Annotated in this window: 14 protein-coding genes; 9 read left to right on the top strand and 5 right to left on the bottom strand. The window is 74.7% G+C overall.

Annotated elements, in window-relative coordinates:
• The first annotated feature begins 49 nt into the window (after window positions 1–49).
• Complete coding sequence (locus tag ACZ47G_RS14545) at window positions 50–826, top strand: GNAT family N-acetyltransferase (RefSeq protein ID WP_465742421.1); 777 nt, start codon at window positions 50–52, stop codon at window positions 824–826.
• A 144-nt stretch (window positions 827–970) separates the two neighbouring features.
• Here ACZ47G_RS14545 and ACZ47G_RS14540 read toward each other — a convergent pair whose 3' ends face one another.
• The 4 genes from ACZ47G_RS14540 to ACZ47G_RS14525 all read right to left on the bottom strand — a co-directional run bounded on the left by ACZ47G_RS14540 (window position 971) and on the right by ACZ47G_RS14525 (window position 4,990).
• Entirely contained in the window at window positions 971–2,068 is a 1,098-nt protein-coding gene (locus ACZ47G_RS14540; protein ID WP_465742651.1) for a PP2C family protein-serine/threonine phosphatase, read from the bottom strand.
• Between the two features lie 186 nt (window positions 2,069–2,254).
• On the bottom strand, window positions 2,255–2,677 hold the full coding sequence (locus tag ACZ47G_RS14535) for a MarR family winged helix-turn-helix transcriptional regulator (RefSeq protein ID WP_465742419.1): 423 nt from the start codon (window positions 2,675–2,677) through the stop codon (window positions 2,255–2,257).
• 30 nt (window positions 2,678–2,707) lie between these two features.
• Complete coding sequence (locus ACZ47G_RS14530; protein WP_465742417.1) at window positions 2,708–4,048, bottom strand: M48 family metalloprotease; 1,341 nt, start codon at window positions 4,046–4,048, stop codon at window positions 2,708–2,710.
• A gap of 189 nt (window positions 4,049–4,237) precedes the next feature.
• Window positions 4,238–4,990, bottom strand: coding sequence for a universal stress protein (locus tag ACZ47G_RS14525; protein WP_465742415.1), 753 nt, complete (start codon window positions 4,988–4,990; stop codon window positions 4,238–4,240).
• A gap of 302 nt (window positions 4,991–5,292) precedes the next feature.
• Here ACZ47G_RS14525 and ACZ47G_RS14520 point away from each other — a divergent pair, with 302 nt between their 5' ends.
• The 8 genes from ACZ47G_RS14520 (at window position 5,293) to ACZ47G_RS14485 (ending at window position 12,559) form a co-directional block, all read left to right on the top strand.
• A complete protein-coding gene (locus tag ACZ47G_RS14520; protein WP_465742413.1) occupies window positions 5,293–6,432 on the top strand; it encodes a CapA family protein in 1,140 nt (379 codons plus the stop codon).
• A 66-nt stretch (window positions 6,433–6,498) separates the two neighbouring features.
• A complete protein-coding gene (locus ACZ47G_RS14515) occupies window positions 6,499–6,819 on the top strand; it encodes a GNAT family N-acetyltransferase (RefSeq protein ID WP_465742411.1) in 321 nt (106 codons plus the stop codon).
• 168 nt (window positions 6,820–6,987) lie between these two features.
• Window positions 6,988–7,767 carry a 2,3-dihydro-2,3-dihydroxybenzoate dehydrogenase gene (locus ACZ47G_RS14510; protein WP_465742409.1) on the top strand — a complete coding sequence of 260 codons (780 nt, stop codon included), beginning with the start codon at window positions 6,988–6,990 and terminating at the stop codon, window positions 7,765–7,767.
• A gap of 121 nt (window positions 7,768–7,888) precedes the next feature.
• Entirely contained in the window at window positions 7,889–9,115 is a 1,227-nt protein-coding gene (dhbC, locus tag ACZ47G_RS14505) for an isochorismate synthase DhbC (RefSeq protein ID WP_465742649.1), read from the top strand.
• Window positions 9,112–10,800 carry a (2,3-dihydroxybenzoyl)adenylate synthase gene (locus tag ACZ47G_RS14500; RefSeq protein WP_465742407.1) on the top strand — a complete coding sequence of 563 codons (1,689 nt, stop codon included), beginning with the start codon at window positions 9,112–9,114 and terminating at the stop codon, window positions 10,798–10,800. Before dhbC ends, ACZ47G_RS14500 begins: the two co-directional genes overlap by 4 nt.
• Before the next feature lie 33 nt (window positions 10,801–10,833).
• Window positions 10,834–11,493: an isochorismatase family protein gene (locus ACZ47G_RS14495; protein ID WP_465742405.1), complete on the top strand. Its 660-nt coding sequence runs from the start codon at window positions 10,834–10,836 to the stop codon at window positions 11,491–11,493.
• Between the two features lie 14 nt (window positions 11,494–11,507).
• Window positions 11,508–11,750, top strand: a complete 243-nt coding sequence (locus ACZ47G_RS14490; RefSeq protein WP_465742403.1) for a phosphopantetheine-binding protein — start codon at window positions 11,508–11,510, stop codon at window positions 11,748–11,750.
• Window positions 11,750–12,559: an AMP-binding protein gene (locus ACZ47G_RS14485; protein ID WP_465742401.1), complete on the top strand. Its 810-nt coding sequence runs from the start codon at window positions 11,750–11,752 to the stop codon at window positions 12,557–12,559. Before ACZ47G_RS14490 ends, ACZ47G_RS14485 begins: the two co-directional genes overlap by 1 nt.
• Window positions 12,560–12,659: 100 nt before the next feature.
• Here ACZ47G_RS14485 and ACZ47G_RS14480 read toward each other — a convergent pair whose 3' ends face one another.
• Window positions 12,660–13,898, bottom strand: coding sequence for a M20 family metallopeptidase (locus ACZ47G_RS14480; protein WP_465742399.1), 1,239 nt, complete (start codon window positions 13,896–13,898; stop codon window positions 12,660–12,662).
• Between the last annotated feature and the right edge of the window lie 63 nt (window positions 13,899–13,961).

The raw sequence follows: 13,961 nt of genomic DNA, 5'->3' as shown, positions 1-13,961 counted from the left end.
GGGTGAAAACCGGTGGCGCAGCGGCCGCGCAGCGTGTTGGAGTGAGCGGATGGATCATGATCATGTACTGGCCCTGTTCGACCAGCGGATCCGGCGCGACGCGCGGTCGGACGGTCCCGGCGTCCGCGTGGAGTTCGACGGCGCCGTGGTGCGCCAGGTCGGCGGGGAGCACGCCTGGAACGGCGTCGTCTGGTCCGGACTGGACGAGGCCGGGGCGGACGACGCGATCGCCGCACAGGTGGCCCACTTCACCGGGCTGGGCCTGGCGTTCGAGTGGAAGAGCTACGCCCACGACCGTCCCGCCGACCTCGGTCGGCGGCTGCTCGCAGCCGGGTTCACCGCCGAGCCGGACGAGGCGCTGATGATCGCCCGGATCGCCGACCTGCCCACCGACGCGGCACTGCCCGAGGGCGTCCGGCTGGAGCCGGTGACCGACGAGGCCGGGGTGGACCTCATGGTCGCCGCCCACGAGCTGGCCTTCGGCGCCGAGATGCCCTCCTTGCGCGAGCGGATCCTCGACCACCTGCGGCACGACTCGGAGACGTTGCTCATGGTCGTCGCGATGGCCGGCGACCAGCCGGTCAGCGCCGCCCGGATGGAACTCACCCCGGGCACCGGGTTCGCGGGCCTGTGGGGCGGCGGCACCGTCCCGGGCTGGCGCGGCCGGGGCATCTACCGCGCCCTGGTCGCCCACCGGGCCCGCCAGGCCGCCGAACTGGGCTACGAGTACCTCCAGGTGGACGCGAGCGACCAGAGCCGCCCGATCCTGGAGCGGCTCGGCTTCGCCCAGCTGAGCACCACCACGCCGTACGTGTACCAGCCGTAGAGCAGCCGGCAGTGGATGGCTGGCAGCTGACGGCTGGCAACCGGCAGCGAACAGATGACGACTGACAGCTGACAGATGACAGATGGTGAAATCTGTTATCTGTTATCTGTTATCTGTTCGCTGTCATCTGTTCGCTGTCATCTGTCACCGGAGCCGCTCCACCACCACCATCGCGGCGTCGTCGTCCAGCCGGCGGCCGACGTGGGCGAGCAGGTCGCGGCGCAGGTGGTTCAGCAGGACGCCGGGGCGCTCGGCCTGCCAGGCGGTGACCCGTTCGGCGAGCGGGTAGAAGCGGCGCTGGGCGTCCCGGGCCTCGATCACGCCGTCGGTGTAGATCAGCAGCCGGTCGCCGGGGCGGAACGGGAAGGTCTGCACCTCGTAGGAGACCGGGGCGAGCTCGCCCAGGCCGAGCGGCGGCGCGGGGTGCTCGGTGGTGAGCGTGGTGAGGCCCTCGGGTCGCAGCAGCAGTGGGGGCGGGTGGCCGCAGTCGATCAGGCGGACGAGCGAGCCGTCGTCCGGGATGTCGAGCAGGACGGCGGTGATGAAGGACTCGGCGCCCTCGTCCGGGACGTCCTCGGTCGGGCGCTGGTGCCGGGACCGTTCGGCCCGCCGGGCCTCTGCCAGCTGGGCGAGGTCCCAGCAGACGCTGCCGTCCAGGTACGCGGCCAGGCCCGGCAGGTCCGCGTGCAGGTGGGCGGCGGCCCGGAAGGCGCCGAGCAGCAGTGCCGCGTCGCCGAGCGAGGCCAGTCCCTTGCCGCGGACGTCGCCGACCAGCAGCCGGGTGCCGTCGGTGGTCCGGGCGGCCGCGTACAGGTCGCCGCCGACCTGCGCCTCGGCCTCGGCGGCCAGGTAGACGGAGGCGAGGTGCAGCGGCCCGATCCGTTCCGGCAGCGGGCGCAGCAGCACCCGCTGGGCGGCCTCGGAGACCGAGCGCACCCGTGCCAGTTCGCGTTCGTGCCGGTCGCGCAGCACCCGCAGGGCGACGATCAGCACCGAGACGACCACCTGGGCGCTGAGCTGGGTCTCGATGTTGGCGCTGGTCAGGCCGTCCCGGACGGCGCCGATGGTGGTGAGCGCGCCGATGGCGAGCAGGGCGACCCCGGCGGTGGCCCGGGGGCCCGCGACGGAGGCGGTGAGGGCGGGGGCGACGATCAGCAGCGGGCCGAGGTGGATCTCCGGCGGCGAGAGGATGTCGACGACGGTGATCACGGCGATCAGTGCGAGCGGCAGCGCCGTCATCATGCGGCGGCCGGGCCGCCAGGAGCGGCGGCGGGCGCGTGGACGGGGTTGGTCGGGTCGCTGCCGGAGGGGCACCTTTCCTCTGTACACCGTGGGGGCGGTGGGGCGCACCCCAGGGCGGTGGTGTCCGGGGGCGGCGGCGCCCGGTCGCGGGCCCCGCATTTCCCGGCCGGCCCTCGCGGCCGGAGGTCAGTCTTCCTCGCCGTACCGGGCCAGGTAGTCGGCGAAGCGGGCGACGTCGGCGTCGGACCAGTCGGTGAAGCGGGCGGTGAAGGCCGTCCGGCGCTGCTCGTTGGCGTCCCGCAGCAGGGTGAGTCCGGCCTCGGTGGCGCGCAGGATCTGGCCGCGCTGGTCGTCCGGGTCGGCCTCGCGGCGCAGCAGGCCGAGCTTCTCCAGCGCGGTGACCTGGCGGCTGACGGTGGACTTGTCGAGCATGAAGTACGCGGCCACGTCGGCGGCCCGGCAGCCGCCGCGCTCGGTGATCAGGTCGAGGATGCTGTAGGTGACCAGGGAGAGGTCGGGGTGCAGCTGGGAGGCCTTGTGCCGGGCACGGCGGGCGAAGGCGGTCAGCTCGCGCTGGATGGTGTCGATGGACGACTCGCGGCCGGGCACGGCGTTCCTACCTCCTCGGGATTTGTTGCACTATACAACGGATTCGCCCGGGGTCGTGCGCGGCTCCGTCGCCGGTCCGTCGGCCGGTCCGGCGGCCGGTCCGTCCGGTCCGGCGGCTGCTCCCTCCGGTCCGTCGGCTGGTCCGTCGGTCGGAGCGGTCGTCGGAACGGTCGTCGGAGCGGCCGACGGAGCGCCCGCCGTCCGTCCCCGCGCGGCCTGCCAGGCACGGGCGGCCGTGATCCGGCGGGTCGCACTCGGGTGAGTGGCGAACAGTAGCTCAAGCACCCGCGGCGGGTCGACATCCGAGACGTTCACCACCGCCAGTCTGCGCTGCATCGCTACGAACTGCTCGACGTCCCCGGTCAGTTCGAGTGCGTGCCGATCCGCCCTCGCCTCGATCCGACGGCTCACCGCGCACTGGGCCGGCCCCGACAGGGCGCCGATGAGCGCCGCGAGCGCGGCCAGCAGCGGCAGCGCCCGAGGGTCGGCCGCGTCGACCGCCCCGGCGGCCGTCAACAGTGGGTGCCAGCCGGCCAGCAGGCCCAGTGCGGCGACCGCCACGGCCGCGCCCACCGCCCCGAGCGCCGTGCCGACCGGCACGTCCCGGTGCTTGACGTGCCCCAGCTCGTGCGCCACCACCAGCTCCACCTCGCGCGGCTGCGCCGCCGACAGCAGGGTGTCGTAGGCGACGATCCGACGGGTCGCGCCGAAGCCGGACACGTACGCGTTCAGCGCGGTGGTGCGGCGGGAGGCGTCCGCCACCAGGACGTCCCGCACCCGCACCCCGTCCCGCTCGGCCAGCGCCAGCAGGGCGCTGCGCAGTTCGCCCGGCGGCATCGGGTCGAAGCGGTTGAACACCGGCTCGATCAGCAGCGGGTGGAGGAAGGACAGCGCGACCGTCAGCAGCGCCGCCCCGCCCGCCGCGGCCGGCCACCAGTACCGCGGTGACCAGGCCGTCAGCGCGAACAGCCCGAGCACCAGCGGTAGGACCAGCAGCAGGGTGAGCGCGAACGAGCGCACGGCGTCCACCGCCCAGCCCGCCCAGCCCTGGGTCACCAGCCCGTACCGGGCCCGGACGGTGCGCACCCCGGCGCTGAAGGGCAGTTGCAGCACCTGGCCCAGCACCACCAGAGCCGTCGCGCCGGCCAGCACCTCGGCCGTCCGGGAACCGCCGAACCAGCGGCCGGTGACGGTCACCAGCGCGGCACCGGCCGGGGTCAGGCCGAGCACCAGGGTCAGCGCCAGTCCCGCCACCCGGCCGCCGAGCGCCCACGGCAGTTGGGCGCGGCGCAGCGCGCGGCCGCGGGCGCGCTCGGCGGGGGTGAAGTCGGGAGCGGCGGCGCCGGCGGCGGCGGGGGCGGGTGTGTTCATCGGCGGGGACGGCTCCGGCAGGGGTGAGGGGGTCGGGTCCAGCATGTCCTACCGCACGCGGCGGGCGCCCACTCGTGGTGTCCGTTCGTGGTGTTCGTTCGTGGTGTTCGCCAGTGGTGCCGTCCGGCCCGTCCGGCCCGTCCGGCCCCTCGGGAGGGTTTCGAAGGGCTCCGAAGGGCTCCGAAAGGCTCACTCCTCCGCCGGGCCGGTGGCCCCGTGGACCCCGGCGCGCAGCAGCTGGTGGCCGAGGTCCACCAGGGCGCGGCCGACCGCGAACTCGTCGCCGACCGCCGGGGCCGGGGGGTCGCGGGGGTTGCGGCGGGCCAGGGCGTCGCTGTGCAGCACGGTGCCGTCGGCGTCCAGCACGGCGTGCACCCGGGTGGTGTCCCGGTCCTCGACCACGTGCAGGCTGAGCTGCCAGTCCTTGGTACGGGCGGTCGCCGGGGGCCACGCCTCCGCCGCGGCGTCCTCGGTCGACGGCGGGGCCGAGGCCGTACCGTCCGCCCGGACGATCACCACTGGGCAGACCCCGTGCGCCGCGCAGCGGGTGGACACCGAGCCGAGCAGCGTCCGGGTGAAGGTGCCCCGGCCGCGGCTGCCGAGCACCAGCAGGTCCGCGCCCTCGGCCGCCTCCAGCAGCACCTCGGCGGCGTGTCCGGGCAACAGGCTCTGCCGGACCTCCGCCGGGCACTCCGGCCCGACGATCTCGTTGACCTCGGCGGTCAGCGTGCGGTGGGCGGCCCGTTCGAAGCCCTCGTCCACCATCGGCGCGAACCAGCCGTACAGGGACGGGTACTCCCAGGCGGCCACCGCGTGCACTGCGGCCCCGGTGAGGACCGCCTGCCCGACCGCCCAGCGCAGCGCCGCCTTCGACGGCTCCGAACCGTCGATGCCGACCACGATCCGGCGCTTTCGGCCGGGGGCCGGTCGGCTGTCGGCCATCACGCACCTCCTTCGGCGTCCAGGCTCAAGGCTCGCCACCCGCTCGCCCGGCCTGCGCCCTCACCTCCACGCTGCGCGCCGCCCGGCCGGGGCGCCAGGGACGCGGTGGCCGGGTGGGCCGGGGGATTGGGACGGGCGGGCCCGGTGGGCCGGCGGGAGCGGGGGTGCCGCACGTGCCTTCCGTGCCGTGCGTGCCTCCCGTGCCCTGTTGTGTCCGGAATGTTGTGGGTGCGGGCTCAAGTGGTGGCGATTCGGTGGCGTAGGCTGACCGCTTCTTGCATCGACCTCGGGGGGAACCACTCATGCGCCGTGCCGCGGCCGCCGTCGCCGTGTTCGTCGGGCTGACCGCCGTCGCCGCCTGCGGGCCGGACGACCCGGCACCCGCCAAGGCGTCGAGTGCCCCGCCGGCCGCGGCGCCTGCGGACTCTGCCGGTACGGCCTCCGGCACGGCCCCCACCGCCGCCCCCACCAAGGGCGGCCCACCCCGTCCGGACGGCAGCATCACCGTCGCCTTCGCCGGTGACGTCCACTTCGAGGGGCGCACCCAGCCCCGCCTGACCGTCCAGCCGCCCGAGCCGGCCCTCGGCCCGATCTCCCGCACCCTCGCCGACGCCGACCTCTCCGTGCTCAACCTGGAGACCGCGATCACCGGGCGCGGCGCACCGGAGCCGAAGACGTACACCTTCCGCACCACCCCCAAGGCGTTGTCCGTCCTCAAGGACTCCGGCGTCGACGTCGTCTCGATGGCCAACAACCACGCCGTCGACTTCGGTGCCGACGGCCTCGCCGACACCCTGGCCGCCAAGGACTCCTCGCCCATCCCGGTGATCGGCGTCGGGCACAACGCCAAGGAGGCGTACGCCCCGTACCTGACCACCGTGCGCGGGGTGAAGGTCGCGGTGGTCGCCGCCAGCCAGGTCGAGGACATCACCAACCAGAAGTGGCGGGCCGGTGCCAACAAGCCCGGCATCGCCTCGGCCCTGGACGTCCCCGCGCTGGTCTCGGCCGTGCAGGCGGCCAAGCAGCAGGCCCCCGTGGTGCTCGTCTACCTGCACTGGGGCGAGGAGGGCAAGGCCTGCCCGACCGCCGCGCAGACCGCCGTCGCCAAGAAGCTCGCCGCCGTCGGCGCCTCCGCCGTGGTCGGCACCCACGCCCACACCATGGTCGGCTCGGGCATGCTCGGCAACACCTACGTGGGGTACGGCTTCGGCAACTTCCTCTGGTACGGCACCTCCAACTACGCCTTCTCCAACGAGACCGGCGTCACCACCCTCACCCTCGCCGCCGACGGCAAGGTCACCGGCGAGGCCTTCGCCCCGGCCACCATCGACGACAAGGGCATCCCCCAGCCGGTCACCGGCGCCGCCGCCGAGGCGGCCCTCAAGCGCCGCGACGGCCTGCGCGGCTGCACCGGGCTCACCCCGCCCCCGGCGGCCCACTGACACCCTCGGGCGGCACCGCCGTCCGTATCATCAACGGACGGGCGGACACGAGGAGTTGACCATCCTTTGACTCCTCCCGCGCCGCCCCGCCGCAGCCGATGGGGCTTCCGCGGCGTCAAGCCGATGGAGCTGGCCGGCCGACCGGTCCTCAACCTCTTCTACCGCTTTGCCCCCGCAGCCTGGGGCCACGGCTACGCCGCCGAAGCCGCCGCCACCGTCGTCGGCTGGGCCGCCGCCCACGCCCCCGACCTGCCCCTGATCGCCCGCATCCGCCCGGCGAACCTCCCCTCCCAGCGCGTCGCCCTCCGGGCCGGCCTCCACCGCGCCGAACACCTCGACGGGCCGGGGTACGACGGCTTCGACTGGATCTACACCGCCGGTCGGTAGCAACTCCGAGGCCGCCCGCCCCCGCAGTCGGGGTGGGCGGCCTCTTCGTGTGTTCGGGCGGTTTGACGGGGGCCCAGGTGTCGGAACGGGTCGAACGGACTATCGGCGTAGGCGAACCATTGTGTTAGGTTAGGCTTACCTAACAATGCTGGTCGGAGGGGAAGTCCCGTGGAACGGTCCGAATTCGCCGGTGTCGTCGCGATGGTCACCGGGGCCGGGCAGGGCATCGGCGCGGCCGTGGTCCGGGCGCTGGTCGCGGAGGGGGCCGTCGTCGCGGCGGTCGACCGGAACGGTGGCCCGCTCGCCGACGTCGCGGCCGAGTCCGCTGCGGTCCATCCGTATGTGGTGGATGTCGCCGATTCTCAAGCGGTGAGCAGTGCGGTCGAGTTGATCGAGCATCAACTCGGGCCGGTCGGAGTACTGGTGAACGTCGCGGGCATCCTGCGGGCCGCGCCGGTCGTCGAACTGACCGACGCCGAATGGGCAGAGACCTTCGCGGTCAACGCCACCGGAGTGTTCCACACCAGCCGGACGGTGGGCCGCCGGATGGCCGAGCGCGGGCGGGGCGCCATCGTCACCGTCGGTTCCAATGCCGCCGGGGTGCCGCGGGCCGGGATGGCCGCCTATGCGGCGTCCAAGGCCGCGGCCACCATGTTCACTCGCTGCCTCGGGCTGGAGCTGGCCCGCTCCGGGGTGCGCTGCAACGTCGTCTCGCCCGGGTCGACCGACACCGAGATGCAGCGCGCGCTCTGGGGCGAGGACGCCGAGGCGTCCGAACGGCGGGTGATCGAGGGGGACTTGGGGGCCTGGCGGGTGGGCATCCCGCTCGGCCGGATCGCCGCGCCCGCCGATGTCGCGGAGGCGGTGCTCTTCCTGGCCTCCGACCGGGCCCGGCACATCACCATGCACGACCTGTACGTCGACGGCGGCGCGACCTTGCGCGCCTGAGGCGCCTCCCGCAGACCGGTGGACCCCGAGAACCGGCAACCCGCAACCCGCAACCTGCAGACCGCGCACCGCGCACCGCGCACCGCGCACCGCGCACCGCATACCGTAGACCCGTCCCAGACTGGAGACACCCACCGTGACCACGGTGCACCACGCCCCGCCGACCCCCACCGACGGCGGCCCCGACCAGGCCGTCATCGGCGCGGCCAGCGGCCTGCTCGGCCAGTACCGGGCCGCCGCCGACGAGGCGTTCTTCGCCTCGCCGACCCGTACCCTGCTCACCGCCGGCCTGCACGCCCGGGTGCCGCAGGACGCCCGCCCGCTGCCCGTCCGGGTCGCCGAGACGCTGGCCGAGGCGCGTCGGGCCGGGGTCGAACGGCCGCTGGTGGTCGGGGCGGTGGCCTTCGACCACGACGGCCGGGCCGAACTGGCCGTCCCCGCCCTGGTCCGGGCCGCCGGGGCGCTGCGCGACGACCCGCTGATCGCGCTGCCCGCCCCGCAGGCCGCGGACACCGGGTGGCGGATCCGCCCGGTGCCGGCGCCCGAGGCGTACGGCGCGGGCGTCGCAGCGACCGTGGAGCGGCTGCGCGCTGGGGAGTTGAGCAAGGTGGTGCTGGCCCGGACGCTGGAGCTGAGCGGCGACCGGCCGCTCGACCTGCCGGCCGTCCTGCAGCGACTGGCCCGCCGCGACCCCGGCGGCTACACCTTCGCCGTACCGGCCGGCGGCGGCCGCACCCTGATCGGCGCCAGCCCCGAACTCCTGCTCTCCCGCCGGGGATCGGCCGTCCTGGCCAACCCGCTGGCCGGCTCGGTGCCGCGCAGCGAGGACCTCGGCGAGGACGTGCGCCGGGCCGCCGCGCTGCTGGAATCGCCCAAGGACCTGCACGAGCACGCCGTCGTGGTGGACGCCATCCGCGCGGCGCTGGCGCCGTACTGCCGCGACCTGGAGGTGCCCGAGCGGCCCACCCTGGTGCGGACCGCCGCGATGTGGCACCTGGCCACCACGATCAGCGGCGAGCTGGCCGATCCGGCCGTCTCCGCCCTGGAGTTGGCCTGCGCACTGCACCCGACCCCGGCCGTCTGCGGGACGCCGACGGACCTCGCGCGCCGGGTGATCGGCGAGGTCGAGCCCTTCGACCGGGGCCTCTACACCGGCATGGTCGGCTGGGGCGACGAGACCGGCGACGGCGAGTGGGTGGTGACCATCCGCTGCGCGGAGGCGGAGGGTCGGACGCTGCGGGTGTACGCCGGTGCCGGGGTGGTCGAGCAGTCCCGGCCGGAGGCCGAACTCGCCGAGACCAGCGCCAAGTTCCGCACCTTCCTGGACGCCGCGGGGGTGGCCCGGTGACCGCCCCGGACGATGCGCTGGACGGATTCACCCCGTACCCGGCCGAGTTCGCCGAACGCTACCGGGCCGCCGGTCACTGGCGCGGCGAGACCTTCGGGCGGATGCTGCGCGAGCGCGCCGCCGCGCACGGCGAGCGGACCGCCGTCGTCGACCCGGGCGGACACTCGGTCGCGGCGGGGGAGCGACGCTGGACGTACGCCGAACTCGACCGCCGGGCCGACCGGATGGCCGCCGGGCTGCTCTCCCGGGGCGTCCGGGCCGGGGACCGGGTGGTGGTCCAACTGCCCAATGCCGCCGAGTTCTTCGAGGTGGTCTTCGCCCTGTTCCGAATCGGTGCGCTGCCGGTCTTCGCGCTGCCCGCGCACCGGTACGCGGAGGTCTCGCACTTCTGCTCGTTCACGGGCGCGGTGGCGTACGTCGTCCCGGGCGTCGAGGGCGGCTTCGACCACCGCGAACTCGCCGGCCGCGTCCAGGCGGAGAATCCGGCACTGCGACTGGTGCTGGTGGCCGGAGAGGACCCGGGCGAGCACGTCCGGCTGGCCGACGTGCCCTGCGACGGGCCCGGGCCGCAGCGCGAACCCGAGCCCGGGGACGTCGCCTTCCTGCAGCTCTCCGGCGGCAGCACGGGCGTGCCCAAGCTGATCCCGCGCACCCACGATGACTACATCTACTCGCTGCGCGGCTCGGTCGAGCTGTGCGCGCTGGACGGGCGCAGCGTCTACCTGTGCGCGCTGCCCGCCGCCCACAACTTCCCGCTCAGCTCGCCCGGTTCGCTCGGCACCCTGTACGCGGGCGGCCGGGTGGTGCTCTGCCCGCAGCCGAACCCGGAGACGGCCTTCCCGCTGATCGAGCGCGAGGGCGTGACCGTCACCGGTCTGGTGCCGCCGCTCGCGCTGCTGTGGCTGGACGCCGCCGAACGCGGCGCCCGTGGCCACGAGAGCCTGGAGGTGCTGCTCGTCGGCGGCGCCAAGTTCAGCACGGAGGCGGCCCGGCGGGTGCGGCCGGTGCTGGGCTGCACGCTCCAGCAGGTGTTCGGGATGGCCGAGGGCCTGGTCAACTACACCCGGCTGGACGACCCGGAGGAGCTGATCACCACCACCCAGGGCCGCCCGATCTCGCCCGACGACGAGGTCCGGGTCGTGGACGACCAGGACCGCGACCTGCCCGACGGCACCACCGGACACCTGCTGACCCGCGGCCCGTACACCATCCGCGGCTACTGGAACGCGCCCGGGCACAACGCCGCCTCCTTCACCCCGGACGGCTTCTACCGCACCGGCGACCTGGTCCGTCGGCTGCCCAGCGGCCACCTGGTGGTCGAGGGCCGGGCCAAGGACCAGATCAACCGGGGCGGCGAGAAGGTCGCCGCCGAGGAGATCGAGAACCACCTGCTCGCCCACCCGGCCGTGCACGACGCGGCGGTGGTGTCGATGCCCGACCCGTACCTGGGCGAGCGGACCTGCGCGTACGTGGTGCTCCGCGCCGAGCACCGTGAACAGCCGCCGAAGGGCGTTGAGTTGAAGCGCTTCGTGCGGCAGCGCGGCCTGGCCGACTACAAGGCGCCGGACCGGGTGGAGTTCGTCGACGCCTTTCCCGCCACCGGGATCGGCAAGGTCAGCAAGAAGGACCTGCGGGCCGCCATCGCGGCCTCGCTCACTCGTTCCGCCTCCGGCTCCCATTTCTGAAGCCCGCCAACCCACTTGAGGAGTTCGACCATCGTGGGCCTGCCCCGCATTCCCTCCTACCCGCTGCCCGCCGCCGAGGACCTGCCCGCCAACCGGGTCTCCTGGACGGTGGACCCGGCCCGCGCCGTCCTGCTGGTGCACGACCTGCAGAACCACTTCCTGGACGCGTTCCCCGGCGACGCCGCTCCGGTGCCCGAACTCCTCGCCAACGTCGCCGCGTTGACCAAGGCAGCGGGTGCGAACGGGGTGCCGGTCGTCTACTCGGCCCAGCGCGGCGGGCAGAGCCCGGCCGAACGCGGGCTGCAGCAGGACTTCTGGGGGCCGGGCATCCCCGACGACCCGCGCGCCACGGCGATCGCCCCGTCCGTCGCCCCCGCGCCGGGCGACACCGTGCTCACCAAGTGGAAGTACAGCGCCTTCGCGCGCACCGAGTTGGAGCGGCTGCTGCGCGACCACGGCCGGGACCAGCTGGTGATCACCGGGGTGTACGCCCACATCGGCGTCCAGGCCACCGCCTGCGACGCCTGGATGCGGGACGTCCGGGCCTTCGTGGTGGCCGACGCGGTGGCCGACTTCGGGCCGGAGGAGCACCGCGCGGCACTGGAGTGGATCGCCGGGCGGTGCGGGGTGGTCACCACCACCGGGGCCGTGCTGGGCGCGCTGGACGGGACGGTCGGGGAGTGGGAGCAGTGAGTGGAGTGAAGGGAATGAGCGGAGTGACGGGCGTGGGCTTCAGCACGGAGCGGATCCGGGCCGAGGTCGCCGACCTGCTCGGTGAGGATCCGGCGGACATCCCGCTGGAGGAGGACCTCGCGGACTGGGGGCTGGACTCGATCCGGCTGATGACCCTCGCCGAGCGCTGGCGCGCCGAGGGCGCCGAGGTGGCGTTCGTCCGGCTGGCGGGGCGGCCGACCATCGCGGCCTGGGCCGAACTGCTGGGCGTGGCCTGATGGCGGCGGTCGTACGGGAGGCGGGCGCGGGGCGGTCCGACGCGGGGCCGCCGGGCGCCGGGCCGCCGGGCGCCGGGCCGTCGGGTGGCGGGCCGTCGGGTGGGGGCGCCGCGTCGGCGGAGCTGTCGGGGGCGGTCCCGGTCGCGGCGGAGGGTCTGGTCCTGCCGGGCCGGCTGCGGTCCGGACCGGCGGTCGAGTACCCGGCCACCACCGTGGTCGGCCCGGTCGAGGCGCAGGCGGCCCGGACGCCGGACGCCCCGGCGTTGGTGCTCGCGGACGGCGTGACGGTGACGTACCGGGAGCTGAACGCCTCGGCCAACCGGCTGGCGCGGGCACTGCTCCGGCGCGGCGCCCGGCCGGGGGCGATGGTCGGGCTGGCACCGGCCCGCCGCCCGGAGGAACTGCTGACGGCGCTGCTCGCGGTGGCCAAGTCGGGGGCGGCGTACCTGTCGCTGGACCCGGCGGACCCGCCCGGGCGGCGGGAGTGGCTGCTCGCCCGGAACGAGTTGGTGTGCGTGCTGGGCGAGGGTGTGCCGGGGGCGGTGGCCGGGCTGGACGCCTCGGGTGAGCTGGACACCGACCCGCCGCGGGCGCTCACTCCGCAGCACCTGCTGTGCGTCGGGTACGGCCCGGGCGGCCGCCCGGCCGCCGTCCGGCTGACCCATGGTGAGGCGGACCGGCGGGTGCGGGAACTACAGGCCGCCCATCCGCTCGGGCCGGGGGACCGGGTGCTGCAACTGCGGCTGCCGCACTGGGGGTTCCTCTGGCCGCTGCGGACGGGGGCGGCCGTGGTGCTGACGGACGGGTGACGGGTGACGGGTGACGGGTGACGGCGGACGGCAAACGGCAAACGGCGAACAACTTTCAGCGAACAGATGATGAAATCTGTTCGCTGAAAGTCGTCAGTTGTTACCTGTCGCCTGTTCGCCCAACCGGACCCGCCCCCGCCAGGTCCACCCCCGCCCCCGCCAGGTCCACCCCCGCCCCCGCCAGATCCATCGCCGTCCACGCCATCGCCACCGCGCCGTCCAGCAGGGCCCGTTCGGCCTCCGCCCCCACCGCCGCGTCCACGAAGGCCGCCTCGTGCGGGGCGCAGGCGCCCCCGGTGATGTCCAGTACCGGATGGATCGAGGGCACCACGTGCGACACGTTCCCCATGTCCGTGCAGGCGAACGGCCCGCGCTCCACCGGCTCCGGCCGCCCCAGGGCGGTCGCGTTGGCCCGCCAGTGCGCGAGCAGCGCCGGGTCGGAGCGCATGTCCAGGTAGTCCGGCTCGGGCCGGCTCAACTCCACCTCGCATCCGGTGGCCAGCGCCCCGGCCCGGAAGCAGTCCTCGACCCGCGCGCGCAGCTCGGCGAGGTCCTCGGCCGCCGAGGCCCGGATCTCGTACTCGGCGCTCGCGCTGTCGGGGATCAGGTTCGGTACCGTCCCGGCCGCCGTGGTGATGCCGTGCACCCTCCACTGCGGCGGTAGTTGCTGGCGCAGCAGCCCGAGCGCGACCTGGGCGACGGTGAGCGCGTCGGCGGCGTTGCGCCCCTCGTGCGGGTTGAGGCTCGGGTGGGCGGCCCGCCCGGTGTAGCGGACGGACAGCGTGCCGAGCGCGAAGGAGTGGAAGTCGGCGACCTCGACCGGGCAGGGGTGGACCATCATCGCCGCGTCGACCCCGTCGAACGCCCCCGCCGCCAGCAGCAGCGCCTTGCCCGCCCCGCGCTCCTCGGCCGGTGCGCCGATCACCCGTACGGTGAGCCCGACTCGGTCCGCGTACGGGGCGAGCCCGAGTGCCGCGCCGAGGCCTGCGGCGGCGATCAGATTGTGCCCGCAGGCGTGCCCGAGGCCGGGCAGGGCGTCGTACTCGCAGACCAGCGCGACGGTGACCGGCCCGCCGCCGAGGCTCGCCGTGAAGGCGGTGGCCAGGCCGTGGGCGGGCGCGGTGACGGAGTAGCCGTGGGTGCGCAGCAGTTCGGCGCACCAGGCCGCCGCCCGGTGTTCCTCGAAGGCGGTCTCGGGGTGGGCGTGGATGCGGCGGCTGAGCGCGAGCAGGTCCGCCCGGTACGCGTGGACGCGCTCGCGGACGGCCTGCTTGGTGGCGTCCAGGCGTCCAGGCGTGCGGCTGTGGTCAATGGCCGCCGTGGTCGGCGTTCGGCTCATGGGGCGTCTCCGGAGTGTCAGGGGCGTGGCCGCAGCGGGCCGTTGACCAGATCATATGAAGTT

Source organism: Kitasatospora sp. NPDC030952, assembly GCF_055571335.1.
This window is presented reverse-complemented; position numbering and strand designations above follow the sequence as displayed.

Excerpts from the sequence above, each read along its gene's own strand:
- ACZ47G_RS14545 (WP_465742421.1), top strand. The coding sequence starts at position 50 with ATGGATCATGATCATGTACTGGCCCTGTTCGACCAGCGGATCCGGCGC.
- ACZ47G_RS14540 (WP_465742651.1), bottom strand. The coding sequence starts at position 2,068 with ATGATGACGGCGCTGCCGCTCGCACTGATCGCCGTGATCACCGTCGTC.
- ACZ47G_RS14485 (WP_465742401.1), top strand. The coding sequence starts at position 11,750 with ATGGCGGCGGTCGTACGGGAGGCGGGCGCGGGGCGGTCCGACGCGGGG.
- ACZ47G_RS14530 (WP_465742417.1), bottom strand. The coding sequence starts at position 4,048 with ATGAACACACCCGCCCCCGCCGCCGCCGGCGCCGCCGCTCCCGACTTC.
- ACZ47G_RS14520 (WP_465742413.1), top strand. The coding sequence starts at position 5,293 with ATGCGCCGTGCCGCGGCCGCCGTCGCCGTGTTCGTCGGGCTGACCGCC.
- ACZ47G_RS14525 (WP_465742415.1), bottom strand. The coding sequence starts at position 4,990 with ATGGCCGACAGCCGACCGGCCCCCGGCCGAAAGCGCCGGATCGTGGTC.
- ACZ47G_RS14480 (WP_465742399.1), bottom strand. The coding sequence starts at position 13,898 with ATGAGCCGAACGCCGACCACGGCGGCCATTGACCACAGCCGCACGCCT.
- ACZ47G_RS14490 (WP_465742403.1), top strand. The coding sequence starts at position 11,508 with ATGAGCGGAGTGACGGGCGTGGGCTTCAGCACGGAGCGGATCCGGGCC.